Annotated in this window: 19 protein-coding genes, 3 tRNA genes and 1 pseudogene; 5 read left to right on the forward strand and 18 right to left on the reverse strand. The window is 70.7% G+C overall.

From position 1 onward, the window contains the following. The gene (locus LJB74_RS19120; protein ID WP_259310014.1) at positions 1-312 is read right to left on the reverse strand and encodes a DUF6112 family protein; all 312 of its coding nucleotides are present in this window, start codon (positions 310-312) and stop codon (positions 1-3) included. 359 nt (positions 313-671) lie between these two features. Between LJB74_RS19120 and LJB74_RS19125 the strand changes: the two genes are divergently transcribed. Next, positions 672-911, forward strand: a complete 240-nt coding sequence (locus LJB74_RS19125) for a hypothetical protein (RefSeq protein WP_259310015.1) — start codon at positions 672-674, stop codon at positions 909-911. A 95-nt stretch (positions 912-1006) separates the two neighbouring features. Here LJB74_RS19125 and LJB74_RS19130 read toward each other — a convergent pair whose 3' ends face one another. From LJB74_RS19130 to LJB74_RS19190, 14 genes and pseudogenes are all read right to left on the reverse strand, one after another. Further along, a complete protein-coding gene (locus LJB74_RS19130; RefSeq protein WP_259310016.1) occupies positions 1007-3301 on the reverse strand; it encodes a BTAD domain-containing putative transcriptional regulator in 2295 nt (764 codons plus the stop codon). Positions 3302-3397: 96 nt separating this feature from the next. Then, positions 3398-4123, reverse strand: a pseudogene (locus tag LJB74_RS20965) (LysM peptidoglycan-binding domain-containing protein); the annotation flags it as partial. Then, positions 4120-4575, reverse strand: a complete 456-nt coding sequence (locus tag LJB74_RS19135) for a pilus assembly protein TadG-related protein (protein WP_259310017.1) — start codon at positions 4573-4575, stop codon at positions 4120-4122. The pseudogene LJB74_RS20965 and the gene LJB74_RS19135, both read right to left, overlap by 4 nt. Next, positions 4572-5012, reverse strand: a complete 441-nt coding sequence (locus LJB74_RS19140) for a TadE/TadG family type IV pilus assembly protein (RefSeq protein WP_259310018.1) — start codon at positions 5010-5012, stop codon at positions 4572-4574. The genes LJB74_RS19135 and LJB74_RS19140 overlap by 4 nt, the downstream gene beginning before the upstream one ends. Beyond that, a complete protein-coding gene (locus LJB74_RS19145; RefSeq protein ID WP_259310019.1) occupies positions 5009-5464 on the reverse strand; it encodes a TadE family protein in 456 nt (151 codons plus the stop codon). The genes LJB74_RS19140 and LJB74_RS19145 overlap by 4 nt, the downstream gene beginning before the upstream one ends. A 15-nt stretch (positions 5465-5479) precedes the next feature. Further along, a complete protein-coding gene (locus LJB74_RS19150) occupies positions 5480-5710 on the reverse strand; it encodes a hypothetical protein (protein ID WP_259310020.1) in 231 nt (76 codons plus the stop codon). Between the two features lie 22 nt (positions 5711-5732). Next, on the reverse strand, positions 5733-6641 hold the full coding sequence (locus LJB74_RS19155; protein ID WP_259310021.1) for a type II secretion system F family protein: 909 nt from the start codon (positions 6639-6641) through the stop codon (positions 5733-5735). Further along, positions 6638-7459 (reverse strand): type II secretion system F family protein, encoded by an 822-nt coding sequence (locus LJB74_RS19160; protein ID WP_259310022.1) that lies wholly within the window; start codon positions 7457-7459, stop codon positions 6638-6640. Before LJB74_RS19160 ends, LJB74_RS19155 begins: the two co-directional genes overlap by 4 nt. 90 nt (positions 7460-7549) lie before the next feature. Then, positions 7550-9124: a CpaF family protein gene (locus LJB74_RS19165; protein ID WP_259310023.1), complete on the reverse strand. Its 1575-nt coding sequence runs from the start codon at positions 9122-9124 to the stop codon at positions 7550-7552. Then, positions 9121-9894, reverse strand: coding sequence for a hypothetical protein (locus tag LJB74_RS19170; RefSeq protein WP_259310024.1), 774 nt, complete (start codon positions 9892-9894; stop codon positions 9121-9123). Before LJB74_RS19170 ends, LJB74_RS19165 begins: the two co-directional genes overlap by 4 nt. Further along, positions 9891-10577: an SAF domain-containing protein gene (locus LJB74_RS19175; RefSeq protein WP_259310025.1), complete on the reverse strand. Its 687-nt coding sequence runs from the start codon at positions 10575-10577 to the stop codon at positions 9891-9893. Before LJB74_RS19175 ends, LJB74_RS19170 begins: the two co-directional genes overlap by 4 nt. Before the next feature lie 29 nt (positions 10578-10606). Then, positions 10607-11305 (reverse strand): hypothetical protein, encoded by a 699-nt coding sequence (locus LJB74_RS19180; protein WP_259310026.1) that lies wholly within the window; start codon positions 11303-11305, stop codon positions 10607-10609. A gap of 206 nt (positions 11306-11511) precedes the next feature. Then, positions 11512-12105 (reverse strand): hypothetical protein, encoded by a 594-nt coding sequence (locus LJB74_RS19185; RefSeq protein WP_259310027.1) that lies wholly within the window; start codon positions 12103-12105, stop codon positions 11512-11514. Between the two features lie 233 nt (positions 12106-12338). Continuing rightward, the gene (locus LJB74_RS19190; protein ID WP_259310028.1) at positions 12339-13214 is read right to left on the reverse strand and encodes a hypothetical protein; all 876 of its coding nucleotides are present in this window, start codon (positions 13212-13214) and stop codon (positions 12339-12341) included. Positions 13215-13765: 551 nt separating this feature from the next. Here LJB74_RS19190 and LJB74_RS19195 point away from each other — a divergent pair. Both LJB74_RS19195 and LJB74_RS19200 read left to right on the forward strand, forming a co-directional pair. Continuing rightward, positions 13766-14056, forward strand: a complete 291-nt coding sequence (locus LJB74_RS19195) for a helix-turn-helix domain-containing protein (protein WP_259310029.1) — start codon at positions 13766-13768, stop codon at positions 14054-14056. A gap of 125 nt (positions 14057-14181) precedes the next feature. After that, entirely contained in the window at positions 14182-15369 is a 1188-nt protein-coding gene (locus LJB74_RS19200; RefSeq protein ID WP_259310030.1) for a site-specific integrase, read from the forward strand. A gap of 210 nt (positions 15370-15579) precedes the next feature. Here LJB74_RS19200 and LJB74_RS19205 read toward each other — a convergent pair. From LJB74_RS19205 to LJB74_RS19215, 3 genes are all read right to left on the reverse strand, one after another. Further along, positions 15580-15654 (reverse strand) — tRNA-Val (locus tag LJB74_RS19205). A gap of 13 nt (positions 15655-15667) precedes the next feature. Then, a tRNA-Cys gene (locus LJB74_RS19210) sits at positions 15668-15738 on the reverse strand. 49 nt (positions 15739-15787) lie between these two features. Beyond that, positions 15788-15859: transfer RNA gene (locus LJB74_RS19215), tRNA-Gly, on the reverse strand. Between the two features lie 146 nt (positions 15860-16005). Between LJB74_RS19215 and LJB74_RS19220 the strand changes: the two genes are divergently transcribed. Then, the gene (locus LJB74_RS19220; RefSeq protein WP_259310031.1) at positions 16006-17157 is read left to right on the forward strand and encodes a chorismate-binding protein; all 1152 of its coding nucleotides are present in this window, start codon (positions 16006-16008) and stop codon (positions 17155-17157) included. Positions 17158-17215: 58 nt separating this feature from the next. Continuing rightward, a complete protein-coding gene (locus LJB74_RS19225) occupies positions 17216-18085 on the forward strand; it encodes an aminotransferase class IV (protein ID WP_259310418.1) in 870 nt (289 codons plus the stop codon). Positions 18086-18172 lie beyond the last annotated feature (87 nt).

Consider the following 18172-nt stretch of genomic DNA (forward strand, 5'->3'; position numbering starts at 1 on the left):
TCAGATCCCCGCACCCAGACCGGAGAAGAACGCCACGATCGCGTTCGCCCCACCGATCAGCAGCGCCCCACCGGCCGCCACCATCACCCCGGTCTTGCCCGACGCCGCGTACTGGTAGTTGCCCTGGTGATGGCCCAGCGCCCACACGATGACCGAGACCACCAGGCCCGCCACGCACGCAACCAGGCCCCACGTCAGCAACGCCCCCACGATCGACCTCACGACCGGCAGACCCGGCAGACCGGTCTGGTTCGGACTGATCCCCGGATCCGCCATCGGCAGCACCCGCGCCGCCACCTGCGATGCCCACATGCCCCGTACCCCCGACCGAATCGGTCGGGCACCTGTCGCTGCTGACGAGGTGCCTCACTAGGAGGTATGCGGAACTGACTGCAACACGCGAGGCTCGTCGTCGCTGAGCGGGAATTCTTCGAGCCGAGTTCCCCGGTGGTGGGCCATGGTGGTTGCGAACGATCTGCACGCCAGCCCGGGCAATGCCTGGACCGAGTCGTTTTGGAACCCGCGGGCCACCGGCCACTGCGGAGACCTGACCACCAGCCCCAACCCTCGGCGTGAGCCAGGAACCTCTGGCTGCGGTGTCGCATCTCCCTCCTCGTGCTCGCCAGCCGTCGCCATGGAGTACAACGGAGAGGTCAGAGGGGAATCACGTCATGAAGCTGTTCCGGTACCGCCGACCCTCGTTGAACACTGTCCTGGGCGTCACCAAGGCCAAGCGGCGCGTGAAGCGGTCGCTTGGCATTTCGCAGGTTCAGGCGTGGACCAAGCCGAGCCGGGTCAAGCAGAAGGTGAAATCTCGCGCCGGTCTGTATTCCCCTGTTGCGCGCGCGGTTCGACAGACTTCCAGAGGCAAGGTGCCGACGCTGTTCGGGCTGTTCGGCCGCAAGCGGTAGCTGGCTTGGGTGTTGGCCCGGTACCGAGAGGTTGACCGTAGCGCTCGAATTCGCGGCCGACCTCGGGGTCAGCCGGTCGGTCGCAGACGAGCGAGTTACTGGCTGAATGCGTTGTTGTCGACGGTCTCGTCGTCGAAGTCGGGGTCGAGCTCGGCGAGCAGAGCGTGGCGGCGGGCAGTGAGCCGGTCCGCTTCTGCGTTGTCGCCGTGGGCGAGGGCAGCGGATATTGCGTCACGGTGGAGCAGGTCCGAACAGGGCTCGACCAAGAGACCCTTCGTGGCGGCCTCGATCGCTCCGCGGTGGTCTCCGGCCGCGCGGCGGAGTTGCGAGAGGACGTGGGCGACGTCGGTGATGGTCTCGATCATGTGTTGGATGTCGTTCTCGGCCCAGGTGTAGTCGCAGTCGCGGGTCCCGAGCAGGGGTCGGTTGCGCACAAGGTCCAGGGCTGCCTGGAGTTCCGCGGCTCCCGCAGTTCCGGCTGACAGCCCAGCACGGGCGAGGCGCTGGAATTCGGTCCAGTCCGATACGACGTCGGGGCCGAGGCGGTAGGTTCCGTCGGCGTCGACGACGGGGAGGTTGGCTTCTCCGAGGTGTTGGCGGGTTCGATAGATGAGGCTGTTGCGGGCTTGGTTGTCGACGCGTTTGCCGTGCCAGAGGGCTTCGACGAGCTCTGGTCCGTTGGCGCTGTGGCGCAGCGCGAGGTAGACGACGAGTTCGGTCCCGCGCTTGCTCAGCCGAGTGGCGGACCCGTGGGGGATGCCGTCGATCTGGATCGGTCCGAGCACGTTGACGCGGACGGCCTGTGGCGAGCGATCCAGACCCTGCGCCGGAGCCTGGGGATCGGGCGCGGGGCGCGCGGGTAGCGCGGCGAGGGCGTCGGCGATTTCGTTGTCGAACGGGCGGGGAGCGGTGAGAACGTCCAGGTCCGGGCTCCGGTGCGGTCCGTCGGCCGTGCGAAGCATCGACACGAGGGTGTCGAGATCGTTTCGCGAGAGCCGCTGGGGTCGCAAACGCAGCCCGAGGGGTTCGATCAGGGCACTCAAGTCGCTTTCGATCATGAGTGACCATCCGACGCCGTTGCTGGGTCCCGCGCCGATCACGGCGGTGCCGGACCACGGCGCACAGTGCTGGTGTGGCGTTTCGGCGTCGTTGGTCGCCACGTAGACGATCGGTAGCCAGACGTCGCCTACGGCGCGATCGGACCGGGCTTGGAGAGTGTCGTCGGCGCCGATGCCTCCCAGCGTGCTGGCGACCTGTTTGTTGCGGCTGGCGATCTGGCCGTTGACGGCGCCTGGGTCGGCGACGATTTGCAGGCGTGCCAGGTCGCAGACCTCCGCGAGGCCGGTGAAGGCCTCGCCTGCGATCAATCCGATGCGTCCGGTGAGGTCGCTTGTAGCGAGCTCAGCCACCACCGCTCGAAGGGTGGCGCCCGCGGCGTCGGGGTTTCCGGTCAGGGTGAGGGTTCCAGCGGCTTCGAGGTTGACGAACACGACGGCGTCATCGGTGTGCCCGAGGGTGACCAGAGCGGGGTACGGCTCGGGCCGATCCGGGTCGTCGTCGATCGTGGCGTCGGCTGTGATGGCGTCGTTCGGCGCGGACCAGGTTCGGGGTGAGGTGCTAGTGAACGGGGCGACCGGGGTGTAGTCGTCCACGGTGAGGTGCAGGTCGAGGGTGGTTTCTGTCAGGAGGATGGCTCCGACTCGTGGCAGGTCGCGTTCGGCGGCGTAGCTGCGAGACGCCAAGGTGAGCAAGGCGGCCTTGACCTGGGGGATGGTCAGCGGGCAGGTGGCGCTGCGAAGGGTGCGTTCGGCGGCGTCCTGCTGGGAGCCGGGCTGGGGCAGTGCGATGGGTTGTCCGACGCGTCGCCTGCGGTGCTGCAGGTGGCGGCGCCGGGAGAGCTCACCGATCACGCCGACGGCTGCCAAGGCGCTCAGGCCGAGGTAGAAGTCCTGCGCGAATGGTCGTTCAGCCGTTTCGTCATCGGTTTTGCTATTGGCGCCGCCGACCGTGACGGTTTCGTCATTGGCTCCGCGGCCCGCCGTTCCGGATCCGACCTGTTCGTCCTGTTCGGCTCCCGTAGGACGGAGCGAACGTGGTTCGACCAGGCCCGCTGGGCTCGTCGGCTCCGGTCGCGGCGCGGTCGAGAGGGTTTGCGGCGCGCTTGGCGCAGGGTGCTGAGCCGGTACGGCAGCCGGGGCGGGTGCGGCGGACGGGGTGGCAGGGGCGCTGGGGATGGTCAGGCGCCAGCCGGGGCGGATGACGTCAGGGTCGGTCAGGGTTTGTCCATCGGGTTGAAGTGTGTGGGCGCTCAGGTCGTAGATCTCTCGGTAGCGGGCACCGTCGCCGAGTTGCTGAGCGGCGATGTCCCACAGTGACTCGCCCGCGGTCACGTCGTGACTTCTGGCTTCCGTCGGTGCGGGGGTCGCCGTGCTGTTGGCGGTGGTGACGGGCGCGGGTAGCGCGGTCGCGTCGAAAGGCAGCCGCAGCTGCCAGCCGGGATAGACCCAGTGGTCGTCGGTCAGGGTGCGCCCATCGGGCTGGGGTCGGCCGAGGTTGAGGTCACGGATCTCGGCGTAGCGGGCGCCGTCGCCGAGGTGTCGTTCGGCCAGGGACCACAGGGTGTCACCGCGGGCGACGGTGATGACCGGATGACGGTCGACCGGCTCGGCCGTCGAGGAACTCGTCGCCGCCGACGTCGCCGGGGCTGTCGCCGCACCGCTTGCGGTGGCCGCTGTTGAGTTCCCGGCATCGGTGAAGGGGTGTTGGGGTGCGGTGTCGACCAGGACCGCTGCGCGGGCGGCCGGGGCGCCCAGAAGCGGGGCGGAGGTGACGACAAGGAGCCCGGCGGCGGTGATCAGGGTGGCGGCGGCGCGTTGGGTCAGCCCGAGCAGCGGGATCGAGGGGACGGTGATGTGCCGGGCGGCGGCTGCCAGCTCGGTCAGGACGCTGAGGGTGAAGGCGGCCCAAGCCCCCCAGGCGACCAGGGTGACCGCGCCGAAGAACAGGGTGCCGTCGTCGGGTCGACTCAGCGTGGTGAGAACGGTGTCCCAGGTGGGCCAGGTGCGCGGCCACCCCAGGGGCGCCACCACCACCAGGGCTGCGGGCACACCGAAGACGAAGCCGGCCAGGGCGACGATGGCGGCCAGGGCGCGGGCGACATCGCCCGTGGTGCGGGCACGCCGGGTGGGGGTGGGTGCGTGGGTGGGGTTCATGTGCCGCCTCCGGTGACGCCGTGGACAAGGTCGACCTGGGCATGGCCGGTCACGGTCAAGGTCGTGATGCCGATCAGGCCCAGGAAGACCGTCGGTGCGCTGGTGGTCACGGTGACCTGCAGGCTTTGCCCGTTCGGGGAGACGGCTGCGGTCCCGGTCGCACCCGCGGCGGTGAGGTAGGCGTTGGCCGCAGCGACGGCGCCCTGCCGGTCGACGCGGATGTTGCTGGAGGAGACGGCGGCGGGCAGGTCGATCACTTGACCGGCAGTGCGGGCGGCTTCAGCGGCGATGGCGTCGGCCCGTTGGGCCGCGCGCAGCTTCGCGCCGCCGTCCGCCACAAGTCCGACCAGGACCAGCAGGCCGACCATCGTGATCGCCACGAACACCGTCACCGACCCAGCCTCCCGATCGATGCCGGCGGGCGGGCGCAGCCGTGCGCGCAGAGTGGTCATCGGGTGCGCCACGAGTCGAGGGGCGAGGTGGCGTGGGCGGTGAGGGTGTGTGCTCCTGGCAGACCGGGTAGGGCCAGGTCGGCGAATGTCACGGTGCAGGTGATCGTGGCGGTGACCGTGGCGGGTTGCCCGACCGGAGTACCGAACCCTGAGGTGTCGATGACCACGGTGGTCGGTGCGCAGCGCAGGTTCTGGGCGGTCAGCTCCCGATCAGCGGCGAGGGTGCCGGTCATCTGGGCGGCGGCTGGGGTGCGGGCCAGGGACGCGTCGCGGGCTGCGACGGCGGCGGCGTGCTCGACGGCCCCGGCGGCGACCTGCACTCGCCCGGCCAGGACCACCAGGCCGAGCAGGAGCAGCAGGGCCGGGGCCAGGATCGCCAGCTCTAGGGTCGCCGAACCGCGCTGGCGGTCGGTGGTCAACTGCGCTAGGTGGTTCATGGTGCACCTGGCGTGGTGAAGCGTTCCCGGGGTCCGGTGGCGGACTGGGTGACGGTGGGGCCGGGCACACCGGGCAGGATTGACAGGGACCGGCCGGTGACCTGGACCCCGACCTGCCCGCCGCCGGGCGTGGTGGCGGTCACGGTCACGTCGGTCAGGGTGCCGGCGCCGTGGGCACTCAGGAACTGCCGGGCCCGGGCGGGTCCGGCGGCGGGTTCGGCGGTGTAGGTGCGGGCGGCGGTGACGCCTTCTTGGGCGGCGGCCAGGGCCAGGGAGCGGGCGTGGAACCACAGCCCGTACTGCACGATCGCGACGATCAGGGCCAGCAGCACCGGGAACAGGACTGCGATCTCCACGCTGACCGAGCCCGCGTCCCGCCTCGCCCACCCGGCGCGCCACCGTGCCCGGGCCTGCGGGGCCCGGGGGCAAGGTGCCAGCGTCGTCGTGGTCATCGGCTCGGGGTTGGGTTAGTTGACCTGGTTGACGCGGCGGGTGACGGCGGCGGTGATCGCCACGACAAGCAAGGTGGCGACCGCGATCAGCCCCAGGACGATGATGACCAGCTCCAACGTATTGGACCCCGCGTCGCCGGCACCGGCGCCGCCCGGTCCGGTGCGGATGCTGCGCGTGCGGTCTCCGATGAGTCGGCGGGTGGTGGCCAGGTACCCGGTCAGCAGGATCCAGGCGGTGGTGGGCATGGCGTGCTCCGATCTGATGGGGTTAGCCGAACAGGATGCGGGTGAAGGCGGGGTAGGCGATCAGGGCCATGAACGCGACCCCGAGCAGGGCGACGGGCACGACCATGTGCTCAGAGGCGGAGTTGGCCTTGGCGGTGGTGGCGGTCAACAGCTGGGTGCGCAGCGACGTGGCGCGGGCCCGCAGGGTCGCATAGACCGCGGCGCCGTCCTGTCCGGACAGGGCCATGATGTCCGCCAGGTCGCCCAGCTCGGGAACCCCGGTGGCCTCGGCGAGGTCGGTCAGGCCCTGCCAGGGTGGCAACCCGGCGAGCTCGGCGCGCAGCAGGGCGTCGCGGATGCGGTCGAACTCCCTCGAGCCGCCGATGGCCGCGGCGCGGTCCAGGGCCTCGGTGGTGCCCGCATCGGCCGCGCGTTCCAGGGCGACGAGCTCGAGGAACACGCACGCCGCCCGGCGCATCGACTCCCGGGCGAGGCCGACCCGCCGGCGCAGGTCGACGTCGGGCACCACGAACCCCGCCCCGGCCAACACGGCGGCGGCCGCGGCCGGGATCGCGACCGACGTGCCCACGCCCGCCGCAGCCGCAGCCAGGGCCAGCAGCGTGGGGGTGGCCAGGCCGAGCAGGGCGAAGGTGGTCTTGCGGGTGGCCAGGTCTTCCGTGGTCTGGTCGACCATGTGCAGGTCGGCTGTGTACCGGGCCAGGCCCAGGGACTCCACGAGCTGCGGGAGCACCCGGCGCCGGACACCCACCCACAGCTGCGGTCCCGGCGCCGTGGGGGTCGGGTCGGTGCGCGGCCCCGGGTCGGTGGCGCGCGGGTCCAGCCGGGCCAGGGCGGCGTGCAGGTTCGGGCGGGTCGGCACCAGCCCGGCGATCAGGACGCTGACGCCGGCGCCGACCATTGCGCCGGCGAGCAGGATCTGCCAGGTGATCACCGCTCCCACCCTCTCGAGTTCGCGACCCCGTCGCCTTCGGTATTGGTGAACCCATGTGAAACGGTGAGGAAGCGGGGTTCGGGTGGGGAAAGGGTCAGTGCCCGCATCCACGCCAGGCAGCCGATGAACCCGGTGGCGATGATGGCCAGGACGACCTGGCCGATCGGGTCGCCGTAGGGGGCGAGGTAGGTGCCGTTCAGGGCCCCGGCGCCCGCGACGCCCAGGGTGATCAGGGTCACCGCGCGGGCGGTGGTGCGGGGTTTGGCGCGTTCGGCCTCGACCTTGCGGCGCACGGCGACGTCGTCGGCGACCGAGTCCGCGACCGCGGTCAGCACCCGGGCCAGGCCCGGTCCCCGGCGCCGCGACGCCAGCACCAGTGCGGCGACCACGAGGTCGGCTTCGGCGTCGTCAAGGTCGTCGGCGAAGGCTCGCAACGCCTGTTCGGTGGGCCACCTGGCCGCCAGCCTTGCGACCAGGGCGGTGACCTCGAGGCTGATCGGTGGTGGGCAGGTGCGCAGGCTGGTGGTGATCCCTTGTTCCAGGCCCACCCCGGCCAGCAGGATGTCCGCCAGGCGCCTCGTCCATTCCTCGATGGCCTCAATCCGGTCGATGCCCCGGGCTGCGACCTGGGTGGTGCCCAGCAGGACCGGCAGCCCGATCAGCGTCGCGGACACGATCGCCCCGGCGACCGGCCACCGTGAGACCACCCACACCACCGCGCCCGCACCCAGGGCGACCGGCCAACGCCAGCGCGCCCACCCCGTGCGCAGCGCGACCGGTGTCGGCCTGGCGGGCCGACGCCGGCGCGGCCGTCTCACGGGCGGTGTCGTTGTGCGCCGGGCGCCCACCAGGATCGCCAGGACCCCCCACCGCCACGAGTGCGCCGGTGACCCCGACCAGCAGCGCGCTCACCGGAAGCCTCCCGTGTCCCGATGGCTGGGGGCGGTGCGGGGAGCGGGTGGGTTCAGTCGGGTGGTCCAGGTTCCGCCCGGGTGGTCCAGGAATGCGGCGTCAAACCCGGCCCGCACCAGGTCGGGCAGGCACTGCGGGCGGTGCAGCGGGACACCTCGACCGTCCGGGCCCGGGCCGAAGACGGCCGTGGTGGTGGGGCGGGAGCCTTCACCGAGGCCGTTGATCTCCACGACCTGGGACACGAACCGGTGCTTGGGCCCACCGGCAGCGGACTCGTCCACCAACGTCAAGTGCACCAGCAGGTCCACGGACCCGGCCAGGAGCCGGTAGGCGAACGTGTCGGTCATCCCCAGCCCGGTCGACAGGCACAACGTCACGATGCGGTCGATCGCGTGCTGGGCGGTGCGGGCGTGGATCGTGCACAAGGATCCGTCCCCGGTGGACATCGCCTCCAGCATCGGTAGGACCTCACCGCCGCGGACCTCCCCGACGATGATCCGGCGCAGGTTCATCCGCAGCGCGTCGGTGACCAGGTCCGTGAGGGTGATCTCCCCGGCGCGGTGCCCGCCGGGACCGGTCTCCGCCGAGCCCTCGCGGGCTTCCATGGCCACCACTCGCGGGTGGCGGACGGGCAGGTCGTGCAGGTGCAGCTCGTACTCCTTCTCGATCGTGGCGAAGCGCTCCAGGGGGGCGAACTCGTTCGCCAGGGCGCGGATCAGGGTGGTCTTGCCGGCGTTCTGCAGTCCGGTGACCACGATGTTCTTGCCCGCACCGATCGCCGCCCGCAGGAACCCGGCCAACGCGGTATCCAAGGTGCCTAGATCCACGAGGTCGTCCAGGTCGACGTCGCGGACCCGGTGGCGGCGGATCACGACGTGGGGCTTGGGGGTGGTCCAGGCCATCGCGGCCAGGCGCGACCCGTCATCCAGGCGCAGGTGCAACGCCGGGTGGGCGGAGGAGAACATCCGCTCCGATGTCCCGGTGCGCGCGGCCAGCAACTGGAGGATCTCGATGAGCTCCTCGTCGGAGTCCGCGACCGGTGGGCCCTGGCGGTCGTGGCCGTCGGCGTAGGAGATCCACACCCGGTCGTGCCCGTCGACCTCGATGTTCTCCACCCCCGGGTCATCAACCAACGGCTGCAACCGGCCCAACCCGAACAAGGCCGCCATCACCGCCCCGGCGACCGCCATCTCGTGCTCGACCGGCCACGGGTCCAACCCCGCCCGCACCCGCGCACCGGAACGGTCCGCGAGCTCTTGTGCCACCAGGGCCCGGGCCAGCTCCCGGCGGGCCGGCGCACCGGAAACCGGGGCGCCCTGCAACCGGGTCGCCAGGTGCGCGGCCACCACCTTGCGCACCTCGCGCACCAGCGACGGGTCCACCACCGCCGGACCAGGCAAGACCTCCACGCCAGGCGAGGCCGCAGTCAGTGTCTCGGGCACTTCAGCCGGGAAGCGGCCGCCGGAACGGTCGAGGTGCACGGCCGGAGCCGGCGCCAGAAAGGTCTGCCCGTTTGCCGTGTGCCCGTCGGAGAGGTGCAGCGATGCGAGGGTCGGGTCGGCGGCGTTCATGAACCCGCCCCCGGGACCAGGACGTCCACACCTGCCATGAGGCCGGTCGCCAGCGCGCGGGCGCTGCGCAGCAGCGCGGAGCGTTCGAACCGCCACCCCAGACCCCCACCGGTGGACAGCACACCGGCCGCCCAGGTGTCATGCGCCACGACCGGCAGATGCTGAAGACTTAGCTCGCGGGCGATCTCACCCGGGGTGTACGGGTCGGATCGGCCCACCACGACCGCGCCTGTCGAGGGACCGGGCCCGCGGGTGTCCCTCAACGCCCGCAACCCCGAGACTGCCCCGGAGACCGACGCCAAGGTTGAGCCCAGCACGACGGCGACCACGTCGGCCTGCTCCACCAGCAGGGTGGGCTCGTGGCGGTGACCCAGGCGTCCAAGGTCGACCAGCACATCCACACCGGACGCCCCCAGGTCGCGGGCGGCCTCCACAAGACCGGACCACACCGGCCACAACGCCCGCGCCTGCGCAGGGTCCGTGATCCCCGTTAGAACCAGCCGGTCCTCGCTGGGGTCCAGGGCGACACAGTGCTCGAGCACGGCGTCGGGGGTGATCGGGGCCCGCTCGGCCGCCAACCCCAGCACGCCCATACCCGCGGGCACACCGGCCTGCAGGTACCCGGGCAGGATGCCCGACCCGGCGACGTCGGCGTCCACCACCAGCACCCGCCGGGCCGGAAAGACCAACGGCCACACCCACCCCAACGCCAACACCGTGGTTGTGACCCCGGGGGCGCCGGTCGCTGAGCACAACACGATCAGGCTCACGACGTCCCCCCGCGTGCCTGGACGACCAGGGCGAAGCGTCCGGTCGCCGCGCGCGCCGCCACGCCCGGCCCGTCGCCGTCCTGGGCGATGACGTCGATGACCACGACTCCGTTCAGGTCGGGTGCGCCCACGCGCGCCACCGTCACCCCGATCGTGTGCAAGGCGCCCGCGGGCGGGTCCGCATCCGCTGGTGGGGTGTCCACGATCAACAACCGGTCACCGGCCAACAGCCCACCGGCGGGGACCTTCTTGGCAGCCACAGCAAGGGGGACGAGCACCTCGCCGGGACCGGGCGGCCCCGCAGTGGTCACCTGGCCCGGCGCGAGCAGCGACCCGGCCACCAGGTCGGTCGCCGCGACCTTCCCCACCAGGCCCGCCGAGTCCCCGGCCGGCACCGTGGCCACCGACGAGTCGACAGACACGGCCGCCCGGGTGAGGTCCGCGGCGGTAATGACCGTCCCGTACGGGACATCACGGGCCACGGCCACCACGGGGGTCCGGTTACCCGCCGCGGTCACCAGCCACACCGCGACCAGCGCCCCCAGCATCACCAACCCGACACCAGCGGTGATCAGACCTGGGCGGCGCCGGCCCCGGGGAACCACCAGCGTCGGGGCCGCGAGCGGCCCGCGCCCGCGAGCGTTCAGGGTGAAGGTCCTGGTCGTGTCGTTCGTCGTCGTCATGGCGGTTCTCCACCCACGCTCGAGGTCGATCAGCCAGTCACGAGCACCTGCAGCTCGCCGATGCGCACGGTCGTCGACGAGGAACGGGTGACCGTCAACGTCCCCGAAGTCCCACCCCCGGTCCAGGTCACCTCCCACGTCGCCGTCGCCGTCACGCGGAACGCGTCATTCGGCTGACCCGCCGAAGACGCCACATAGACGTGCTCACACGTGGGCGAATGAACCCCGCCCGCGACATACGCGGTCCCCGGCCCCTTGCAGACCTTCACGGTCCCATCGCCCATGTCCCACGCGATCTGCGTGGCCCGCGCGGTCGCCGTCACCGACAGCCCTGGGACCGACGCGGTCGCCGTGTTCGGGCCCCACGTCGTCGGGCTCACCGCCGTCCACAACCACACCGGCACACCCACCAGCCCTGTCTTGTCCGGGGTGACCGTGATCCCGATCGCCGGACCAACCAGCGCCATCTGGTCAACCGCCCGCGCCGCCACGTCGCCCGGCGTCGTCGCGGTTGCCCCGAAGCCCTCCGGCGCGGACGCCAACCACGTCCAGCCGCCGCTCGTGGCCGGGCCATTCGTGGGGTCGAGGCATGAAACGTCGTACACCGCGCCGTCGGGGTAATGCCCTGCCCACACGGCTTCGGTGGGAGCAGGTTGCGGGTCGCGGAGCCGGTAGTAGCAGCCGTCGTGATTGCTGAACCATCCCCAGTTCGCGTCGAAACACGGCACTGCCACACCCGTCCGCGCGATCACACACACGCGCGCTCCAGACGTCGCAGCAACCGGTGTCGTCGGGGACTGTGCGGGTGTGCCGGGTGTTTCCACCGTGACGACGCACGCTGGCAGGTCGGGCGGGCAGCTGACCGACCCGGTCGCATAGGCGGGAGTCGCACCGATCATTGCCAGCCCCAGGACAGCCGTGCCCAGGGCCCGTCTCAGCATGTCTGATCCCGGTGCACGAGCGACGTCCGAATGAGCCAGCGGCCCTCCGCCACGAATGCCGTCGACTCCGTGACCACCCGCATGGGTTGGCCCGGTGCGGCGGCACTCTTCCCCGTCGCGGTGTAGATCGGTTGCCAGCCCGTAGCGTCGACGCAGTCGGTGATCTTCGCGGTTGCGGACGCGCCGAGCTGGACCTCTGAGACCACAGGCGAGAGCTCGGGTTGGCCCGGGATCGAGATGCCGTTGCTGCGGAGAGTGAAGATCGTCGACTGTGCGTCCGCAAGTGCGGTGTCATCAGCGAAGCGCGCGAGGTTCGGGTCCTGCGCCTTCGTCGGGTCCGAGTACGAGACGACCTTGGCGGCCCAGTACCCGCGGTATGCCTCCAGAATCGCCGCCTCGGCTTGCGCGACCGCCGGGTCGACGCTCGGTGTGGAGGTCCGCGACGGGGTCAGGTTTGGCGACGACGCTGTGACACTCGGGAATGGCGACGGGTCGCTGTTGGTCGATGTGCACGCGGCGAGGCTCGCACCGAGCGCGACGCAGGCTACCAACGTCGTCACTCGGGCGAAGAAGTATCGAGTTCTCATCGGCGATCACCCGTTCCCCAACGGATCGCGCGCCACCCCTGACCGCTGCCGCTAGGCGGCAAGTGGACCCATTGGACACCCATCGAGTGAATGGCGACAACCGAAAGCCAGTCCGGATCTCCGAGCGTCCTTGCCCGCGCGTCGGGCACTGTGGAGTGAATTGACCTCATGCCAACAGGTATGCGGCTGTGGGTACAACACGCGAGGCAACCCTGGGGCTTCGGTGGAGAACTTCAGCTCGCGGCACGCTGTGGACGGTCCTCGATGGCCCGGGTCGCGCGCTGGGCGGCCAGGACGGGGGAGCGGTGCGAGCGGTATCGGGTCGCCAGCAGCGCGCTGCGCATCCCGACGTCGTCCACCAGGTCGAGGTCGTCGGTCAGCAGCCGGGCCAGCAGGCCCGGCCATTGGTCGGTGCCGCGCAGCGCGACGGTCAAGCGGCGCGCCTGCCAGGCCGGCAGGTCCAGGGCACTGGACAGGGACCGCCAACCCAGAACCGTGCTGCGTGGGTCGTCGGTCGGATCGGTGAGCGTCATCACCGCAGCGACGATGGCGTCGGCCTCCGATGTCTCCCAGCCGACGGCCACCAGTGCGTCTCGGGCCAGGGTGCAGACGTCGTGCATGATCAGCTGGGCAGCTTGGTCGGGCGTGTCACTCGGTGGGTCCCATCCGCGGCTAACGAGAGCCTCGAGGCTCAGCGGGACACGGACCGCGCCGTCGCGTGCGACCAACGCCAGTTCCCAGGCGCGACGGTCGTTGGTGGCGAATCGGGATGTGAGGATCTCAGTGATCACGGCGCGACGGGCGGATTGCCACAGCACACCCCACGGGGAGCGCGCGGCGCGCAGGCTCGGGTTGCACAGAGCGATCCACACGGCCTCCCATCCGGAGGCCTCGGCCTGGGAGGCCATCGCACCGCGCAGGCCGACGTCGATCGTCAGGGGTCGCACCATCGTGGCGCGCAGCTCGTGAAGGAGAGCCGAGCCCGTGGGGCCGTTCCAGCCCTCGCGGTCAATACGAGTGAGTGCCTCGAGGAGTCGTCCGCGGTCGCGGTCGGCACCGCGTCGGCGTCGCTTCTCGGCGTCGGGTACTTCTTGTCGGGTGTCTTCCATGGCGGCCTCCCGGTGTCGTTCGGACACCGGAGACGCTGCTCGGAGGCGATAGTAGGCACGATGACGGTCGCGTTCTCGCAGGTCGGAAGTCTGCCGGGGCAGAGAGCGGCGGCGAGCGTCATCGGGTTTCGTCATCGCGTAGCTGGCTTGCCGCGAAATCGTCATCGCGCGCACGGCGTTCACCGGTCATGGGCGAGGCCGCCGTCATCGGTTCTGCTATCGACATTCTCGGTGCGGACGTACTCCAAGGGCGCGGTTGCAGTGGGCCCTCCCAAACTTCGGAGTCGATCACAGCGAGGGCTTCAGGTGGACCCTTGAACCGCCTCTTCCCGGCTCATGATCGATAGCTGGAGGGATGACGCAAAGAGAACGTGCAGATCAGACCACGCGATGACGCGCTGACCGACAGATCGCGTCATCGGTTCGGCGCAGGTGACGGGCGGACCCGCCTTCGGAAGTTCGACAGCGTGCGTCGAGCGCGGGCAGACCGTCATCGTTCCGGCTATCGGCTCCAGACATCGTGGCCAGCATCCGTCCGTCAGGAGGTCACCATGTCTACTGGCACGCAGTTCCGCCTGGCTGTTCCGGTTCCGGAGAACCGCATTCTGCGCTCTGGCGCGACCGACGAGCAGATCATCAATGTCACCGTCAATACCGAAGACAAGCTCTTGCTCACGGTGATGGAGGCCGCACGTCGGCTCGGAATCGGGCGCACGCTCATGTACGAACTGCTCGACGCCGGTGAAATCTTGTCCGTCCACATCGGCAGACTGCATCGCGTGCCGGCGGAGGCGCTTGATGACTTCGTCTCCCGACACCGCACTCGACGAAATGAACTCTAGCCGCCGAGCGTCGCCCACAACGCGGTGTGGTCGCGCGATGTCCACAGGCTGCCTGACCCCCGGCGGCGAGGATCGCGACAGGTCCGATCATGAGGGACCGCTCGCGCCACGGAGGGGGTGAAGACATGGGCAAACGCGCCAACGACGAAGGCTCGATCTACCGGCGTCGCAGCGACGGGCGCTACGTCTCCGCAGTGACGTGGACCGATCCGAACACGGGAGCGCGCCGGCGTACGACCTACTACGGGGATACCCGTTCGGAAGTTCGAGCCAAGCTCGACGCTGCCATGGATCGTCGGCGTCAGGACCTTCCGGTCAAGGACGCGACGATGACCCTCGCCTCCTGGGCGCAGCACTGGATGGAGACGACACTGCCCGCCAGCCCGCGCAAGGCGACGACGAAGGAGTTGTACGTGAGCCTCATCCGCTCGCACATCCTCACGAGCGCCATCGCCAAGCGTGGCCTCGACCAAGTTCGGGCCTCCCATATCGACGCCTTCGTGATGGAGCTCGCGCGCAAGCCGAAGCCAGGTACCCGGCGACGCGGATCAGCGATCAACGCCCCTGTGCTTGCCGACGCGAGCGTCCAGCGAGTCTTCTACGTGCTGCGCCAGATCCTGGACGGCGCGGTGCGTGATGGGCTGATCGCGAGGAACCCCGCGAGCGGCGTCAAGCCCCCGGCTATTGCGGCGAAGGAGGCCCGCTTCTTGTCCTCGGCGGACGTTGCCCGTCTGCTCAATGCGGCGCGCGGCTCTCGGTATGCGGCCATCTTGACGTTCATCGCCGCCACGGGTGCGCGCAAAGGAGAGGCGATGGCCCTCGCGTGGAAGGACCTGGACTTCGATCGTGCCGAGATCCGAATCGTCAGCACGCTCTCGCGCATCGGCGGGCGCCTGGTGGTCACCTCGCCCAAGACCGCGAGATCCCGCCGAGTGCTCCCGTTGAGCGAGGGTATGGCCGAGATGCTGCGCGAGCTGCAGGCTCAGCAGCTGCGCGAGCGCAAAGCCGCCCGTGACCTGTGGCAGGAGTCCGGGCTCGTTTTCACGTCAGAGAGCGGGGCGCCCCTGGACCCGCGCAACGTCCTGCGAGCGATGACCACGGCCGCGAGGAAGGTCGGCCTCGAGGGAGTGACAGTCCACACCCTGCGCCACTCCGCGGCCACCGCAATGCTCGAGGCCGGCATCCACATCAAGGCGGTCTCCGAGCTTCTGGGGCACTCCGACATCCGCATCACCGGCGATGTCTACGGGCACGTCAGCACCGAGACCGCCAAGGCGGCGATGGACTCGCTGTCCGGGCGCCTGGGCATCTGACCCGCCAGTGCTCTGAGCAGCGTCGACGCGCACCGGCCGCAAACCTATGTACACGGGCGAGAGTCCACGCGCCGGGATCTTGGACTCCATCAGGCGCTGCCGGGACCGCGCTTCAACCGCGTTGCTACACGCGTTGCTACATTTCATCCCATGACTGCCGAGAAGGCCGCTTCGGATTCCTCCGAAACGGCCTCTGACCTGCCCAATCGCTGGTGGGCGATACTGGGATCGAACCAGTGACCTCTTCCGTGTCAGGGAAGCGCGCTACCGCTGCGCCAATCGCCCATGCTGCCTTGCGAGGTGGAGATGGGATTCGAACCCACGTATACGGCTTTGCAGGCCGCTGCCTAGCCACTCGGCCACTCCACCGCGAGAACCTTGTCTGCGGGGCCGAGGCCCTGCAGGAAGGAGATCTCCGAGCGGACGACGGGATTCGAACCCGCGACCCTCACCTTGGCAAGGTGATGCTCTACCACTGAGCCACGTCCGCGCGGCACATCGCGCGGGTTCCCGTTTCCGGTTCCCCGTGCTTGGTGCGCGTCCCAGACTGTAGCCGACCGAATCCGGGTGAGTCCAACCGGCTCGCGCGGGCGGTGCGTGCGCGAGCCGGACCGGGCGGCTGGGTAGCGTGTGGGGGTGACGACGGGTACCGGGACGGCCGATGCGACCGACATCGCAGGTCAGGCATGGTTCGCCGGACGTCGTGCGTCGACGGTGGTCGAGTGCGTCGATCTTCGGGTCGATGCGGCACGGGTCGCTGCCGGAGGTTTCTGGGCGGTGGTCGGGGACTTCTCGGGCGCGGTGCGCGCGTGGCGGTTCGGTTCCGTCGAGCGCGAGGCCGCCGGCGGCCGCGGATCGGACGGGGCGGCCGCGCCAAGCTGGCAGGGCCCGCAGCCCGACGCCTGGTCGAGCTCGCTCGACCGGTCCTCCTACGTGGCTGCCGTCGACGAGGTCCGCGCGGCGATCAGGGACGGCGACGTCTACCAGGCGAACATCTGCCGCGTGCTGTCGGCACGGCTCGCCGTCGCCGCGGACGGCACCGAACCGTCGGCGGAGGGGCTCGCTGCCGTGCTGGCTGCCGGCAACCCGGCTCCGTACGCCGGCGGCGTCCACGTGCCTGCCGCGAGCAGGTTCCCGCCGGTCTGGGTCGTCACGGCGTCCCCCGAGCTGTTCGTGCGGCTCGACCACGGCTTCCTCACGTCGGGCCCGATCAAGGGGACCGCGACGACACCCGAGGGGCTCACCGAGAAGGACGAGGCCGAGAACGTCATGATCACCGACCTGGTTCGCAACGATCTTCAGCGCGTGTGCGTGCCGGGCACGGTGGAGGTGGTCGACCTGCTCGCCCGTGAGCAGCATCCGGGGATGGTGCACCTGGTCTCGCGCGTGCGAGGTCGCCTCTCCGGGTGGGTGGCGGCATCGCCGGAGCTCTGGGCGCACGTCCTGGACGCCACGTACCCGCCGGCCTCGGTGTCCGGAGCCCCGAAGCACGCCGCGCTGGAGATCATCGAGAGGCTCGAACCCGTCGACCGGGGGCCGTACTGCGGTGTGGTCGGGTGGATCGACTCCGATGCGGGGCGCGCAGAGCTGGCGGTGGGCATCAGGACGTTCTGGTGGGAGGGGCCGTCGGGCAGTGCGAGCGGCACCCTTCGCTTCGGCACCGGGGCGGGGATCACGTGGGGGAGCGAGGCCGGTGCCGAGTGGGCGGAGACCGAGCTGAAGGCCCGCCGACTCGTCGCACTGGCGTCCGGCGCACCGGTCGCCGATGCAGGAGACTGGCGGTCGTGACGGACCAGCAGATCAGGCTCGCGTCGTGCGAGCGTCGGAGCGAGGCGGAGGCGAGCTGATGTCGGCGGGTGTGGTGATCTGGTCCGGTGGGCGACTGGTCGACCCGAGAGAGGCCGTGGTGACCGCGGTCGACCACGGCCTCACGGTCGGCGACGGGGTGTTCGAGACCTGCACGGTGCTGCGGGGTCAGGCGTTCGCGCTGACGCGGCACCTGCGGCGACTCCAGCGATCGGCGTCCGGGCTGGGCCTTCCAGCCCCGGACGAGGACCTCATCCGGGACGGGGTCCGTGCGGTCCTCGCCGCTGCCGGCGACGGCGCGGGTCGGGTCAGGGTCACGGTGACGGCCGGTCCGGGCCCGGTGGGATCGAATCGGGCGGCGCCCGGGCAGGAACGGCCGACGGTGGTCGTCGTGGCGGCACCGGCGGCCCGTCCGGTGCGGGCCCGGGTCGCCCGGGTGCGCTGGGTGCGGAACGAGCGGTCGGCCGTCGCCGGGCTCAAGACGACGTCGTACGCGGAGAACGTGGTGGCGCTCGCCGCTGCGGTGACGCACGGTGCCGACGAGGCGATCATGGCCAACACGGTCGGCGACCTCTGCGAAGGCACCGGCTCCAACGTGGTCGTCGAGGTGGGCGGGGAGCTGATCACCCCGGCGTTGTCGAGCGGCTGCCTTGCCGGGATCACCCGTGAGCTGCTTCTCGAGTGGGCTCCGGAGGCCGGCATCGTGGTGCGTGAGGCCGGGCCGGGCGAGCTGCCGTTCGCGGTGCTCGACGACGTCCTCGCGGGGCGGGCGCAGCTGGCCCTGACCTCCAGCACGCGCGAGGTCGAGCCGGTTGCCTGGCTCGACGGCTCCGACGTCCTGCCTGGGCCGGTGAGCATCGAGGCGCAGGCGGCGTTCCGGGCGCGGGCGGAGGACGACCTCGACCCGTGACCGGGCGGGGCGCGAGACGTGCTGGCGGCCCGCGCCTGGCGCGCCGACGTGACGTGGCGAGGACCCCGACCGGATCCGGTCGGGGCC

The organism is Cellulomonas sp. P24 (genome assembly GCF_024704385.1).
GTDB lineage: Bacteria > Actinomycetota > Actinomycetes > Actinomycetales > Cellulomonadaceae > JAJDFX01.

Excerpts from the sequence above, each read along its gene's own strand:
- LJB74_RS19120 (WP_259310014.1), bottom strand. The coding sequence starts at position 312 with ATGTGGGCATCGCAGGTGGCGGCGCGGGTGCTGCCGATGGCGGATCCG.
- LJB74_RS19125 (WP_259310015.1), top strand. The coding sequence starts at position 672 with ATGAAGCTGTTCCGGTACCGCCGACCCTCGTTGAACACTGTCCTGGGC.
- LJB74_RS19135 (WP_259310017.1), bottom strand. The coding sequence starts at position 4,575 with ATGACCACTCTGCGCGCACGGCTGCGCCCGCCCGCCGGCATCGATCGG.
- LJB74_RS19140 (WP_259310018.1), bottom strand. The coding sequence starts at position 5,012 with ATGAACCACCTAGCGCAGTTGACCACCGACCGCCAGCGCGGTTCGGCG.
- LJB74_RS19145 (WP_259310019.1), bottom strand. The coding sequence starts at position 5,464 with ATGACCACGACGACGCTGGCACCTTGCCCCCGGGCCCCGCAGGCCCGG.
- LJB74_RS19150 (WP_259310020.1), bottom strand. The coding sequence starts at position 5,710 with ATGCCCACCACCGCCTGGATCCTGCTGACCGGGTACCTGGCCACCACC.
- LJB74_RS19165 (WP_259310023.1), bottom strand. The coding sequence starts at position 9,124 with ATGAACGCCGCCGACCCGACCCTCGCATCGCTGCACCTCTCCGACGGG.
- LJB74_RS19175 (WP_259310025.1), bottom strand. The coding sequence starts at position 10,577 with ATGACGACGACGAACGACACGACCAGGACCTTCACCCTGAACGCTCGC.
- LJB74_RS19185 (WP_259310027.1), bottom strand. The coding sequence starts at position 12,105 with ATGAGAACTCGATACTTCTTCGCCCGAGTGACGACGTTGGTAGCCTGC.
- LJB74_RS19190 (WP_259310028.1), bottom strand. The coding sequence starts at position 13,214 with ATGGAAGACACCCGACAAGAAGTACCCGACGCCGAGAAGCGACGCCGA.
- LJB74_RS19195 (WP_259310029.1), top strand. The coding sequence starts at position 13,766 with ATGTCTACTGGCACGCAGTTCCGCCTGGCTGTTCCGGTTCCGGAGAAC.
- LJB74_RS19200 (WP_259310030.1), top strand. The coding sequence starts at position 14,182 with ATGGGCAAACGCGCCAACGACGAAGGCTCGATCTACCGGCGTCGCAGC.
- LJB74_RS19225 (WP_259310418.1), top strand. The coding sequence starts at position 17,216 with ATGTCGGCGGGTGTGGTGATCTGGTCCGGTGGGCGACTGGTCGACCCG.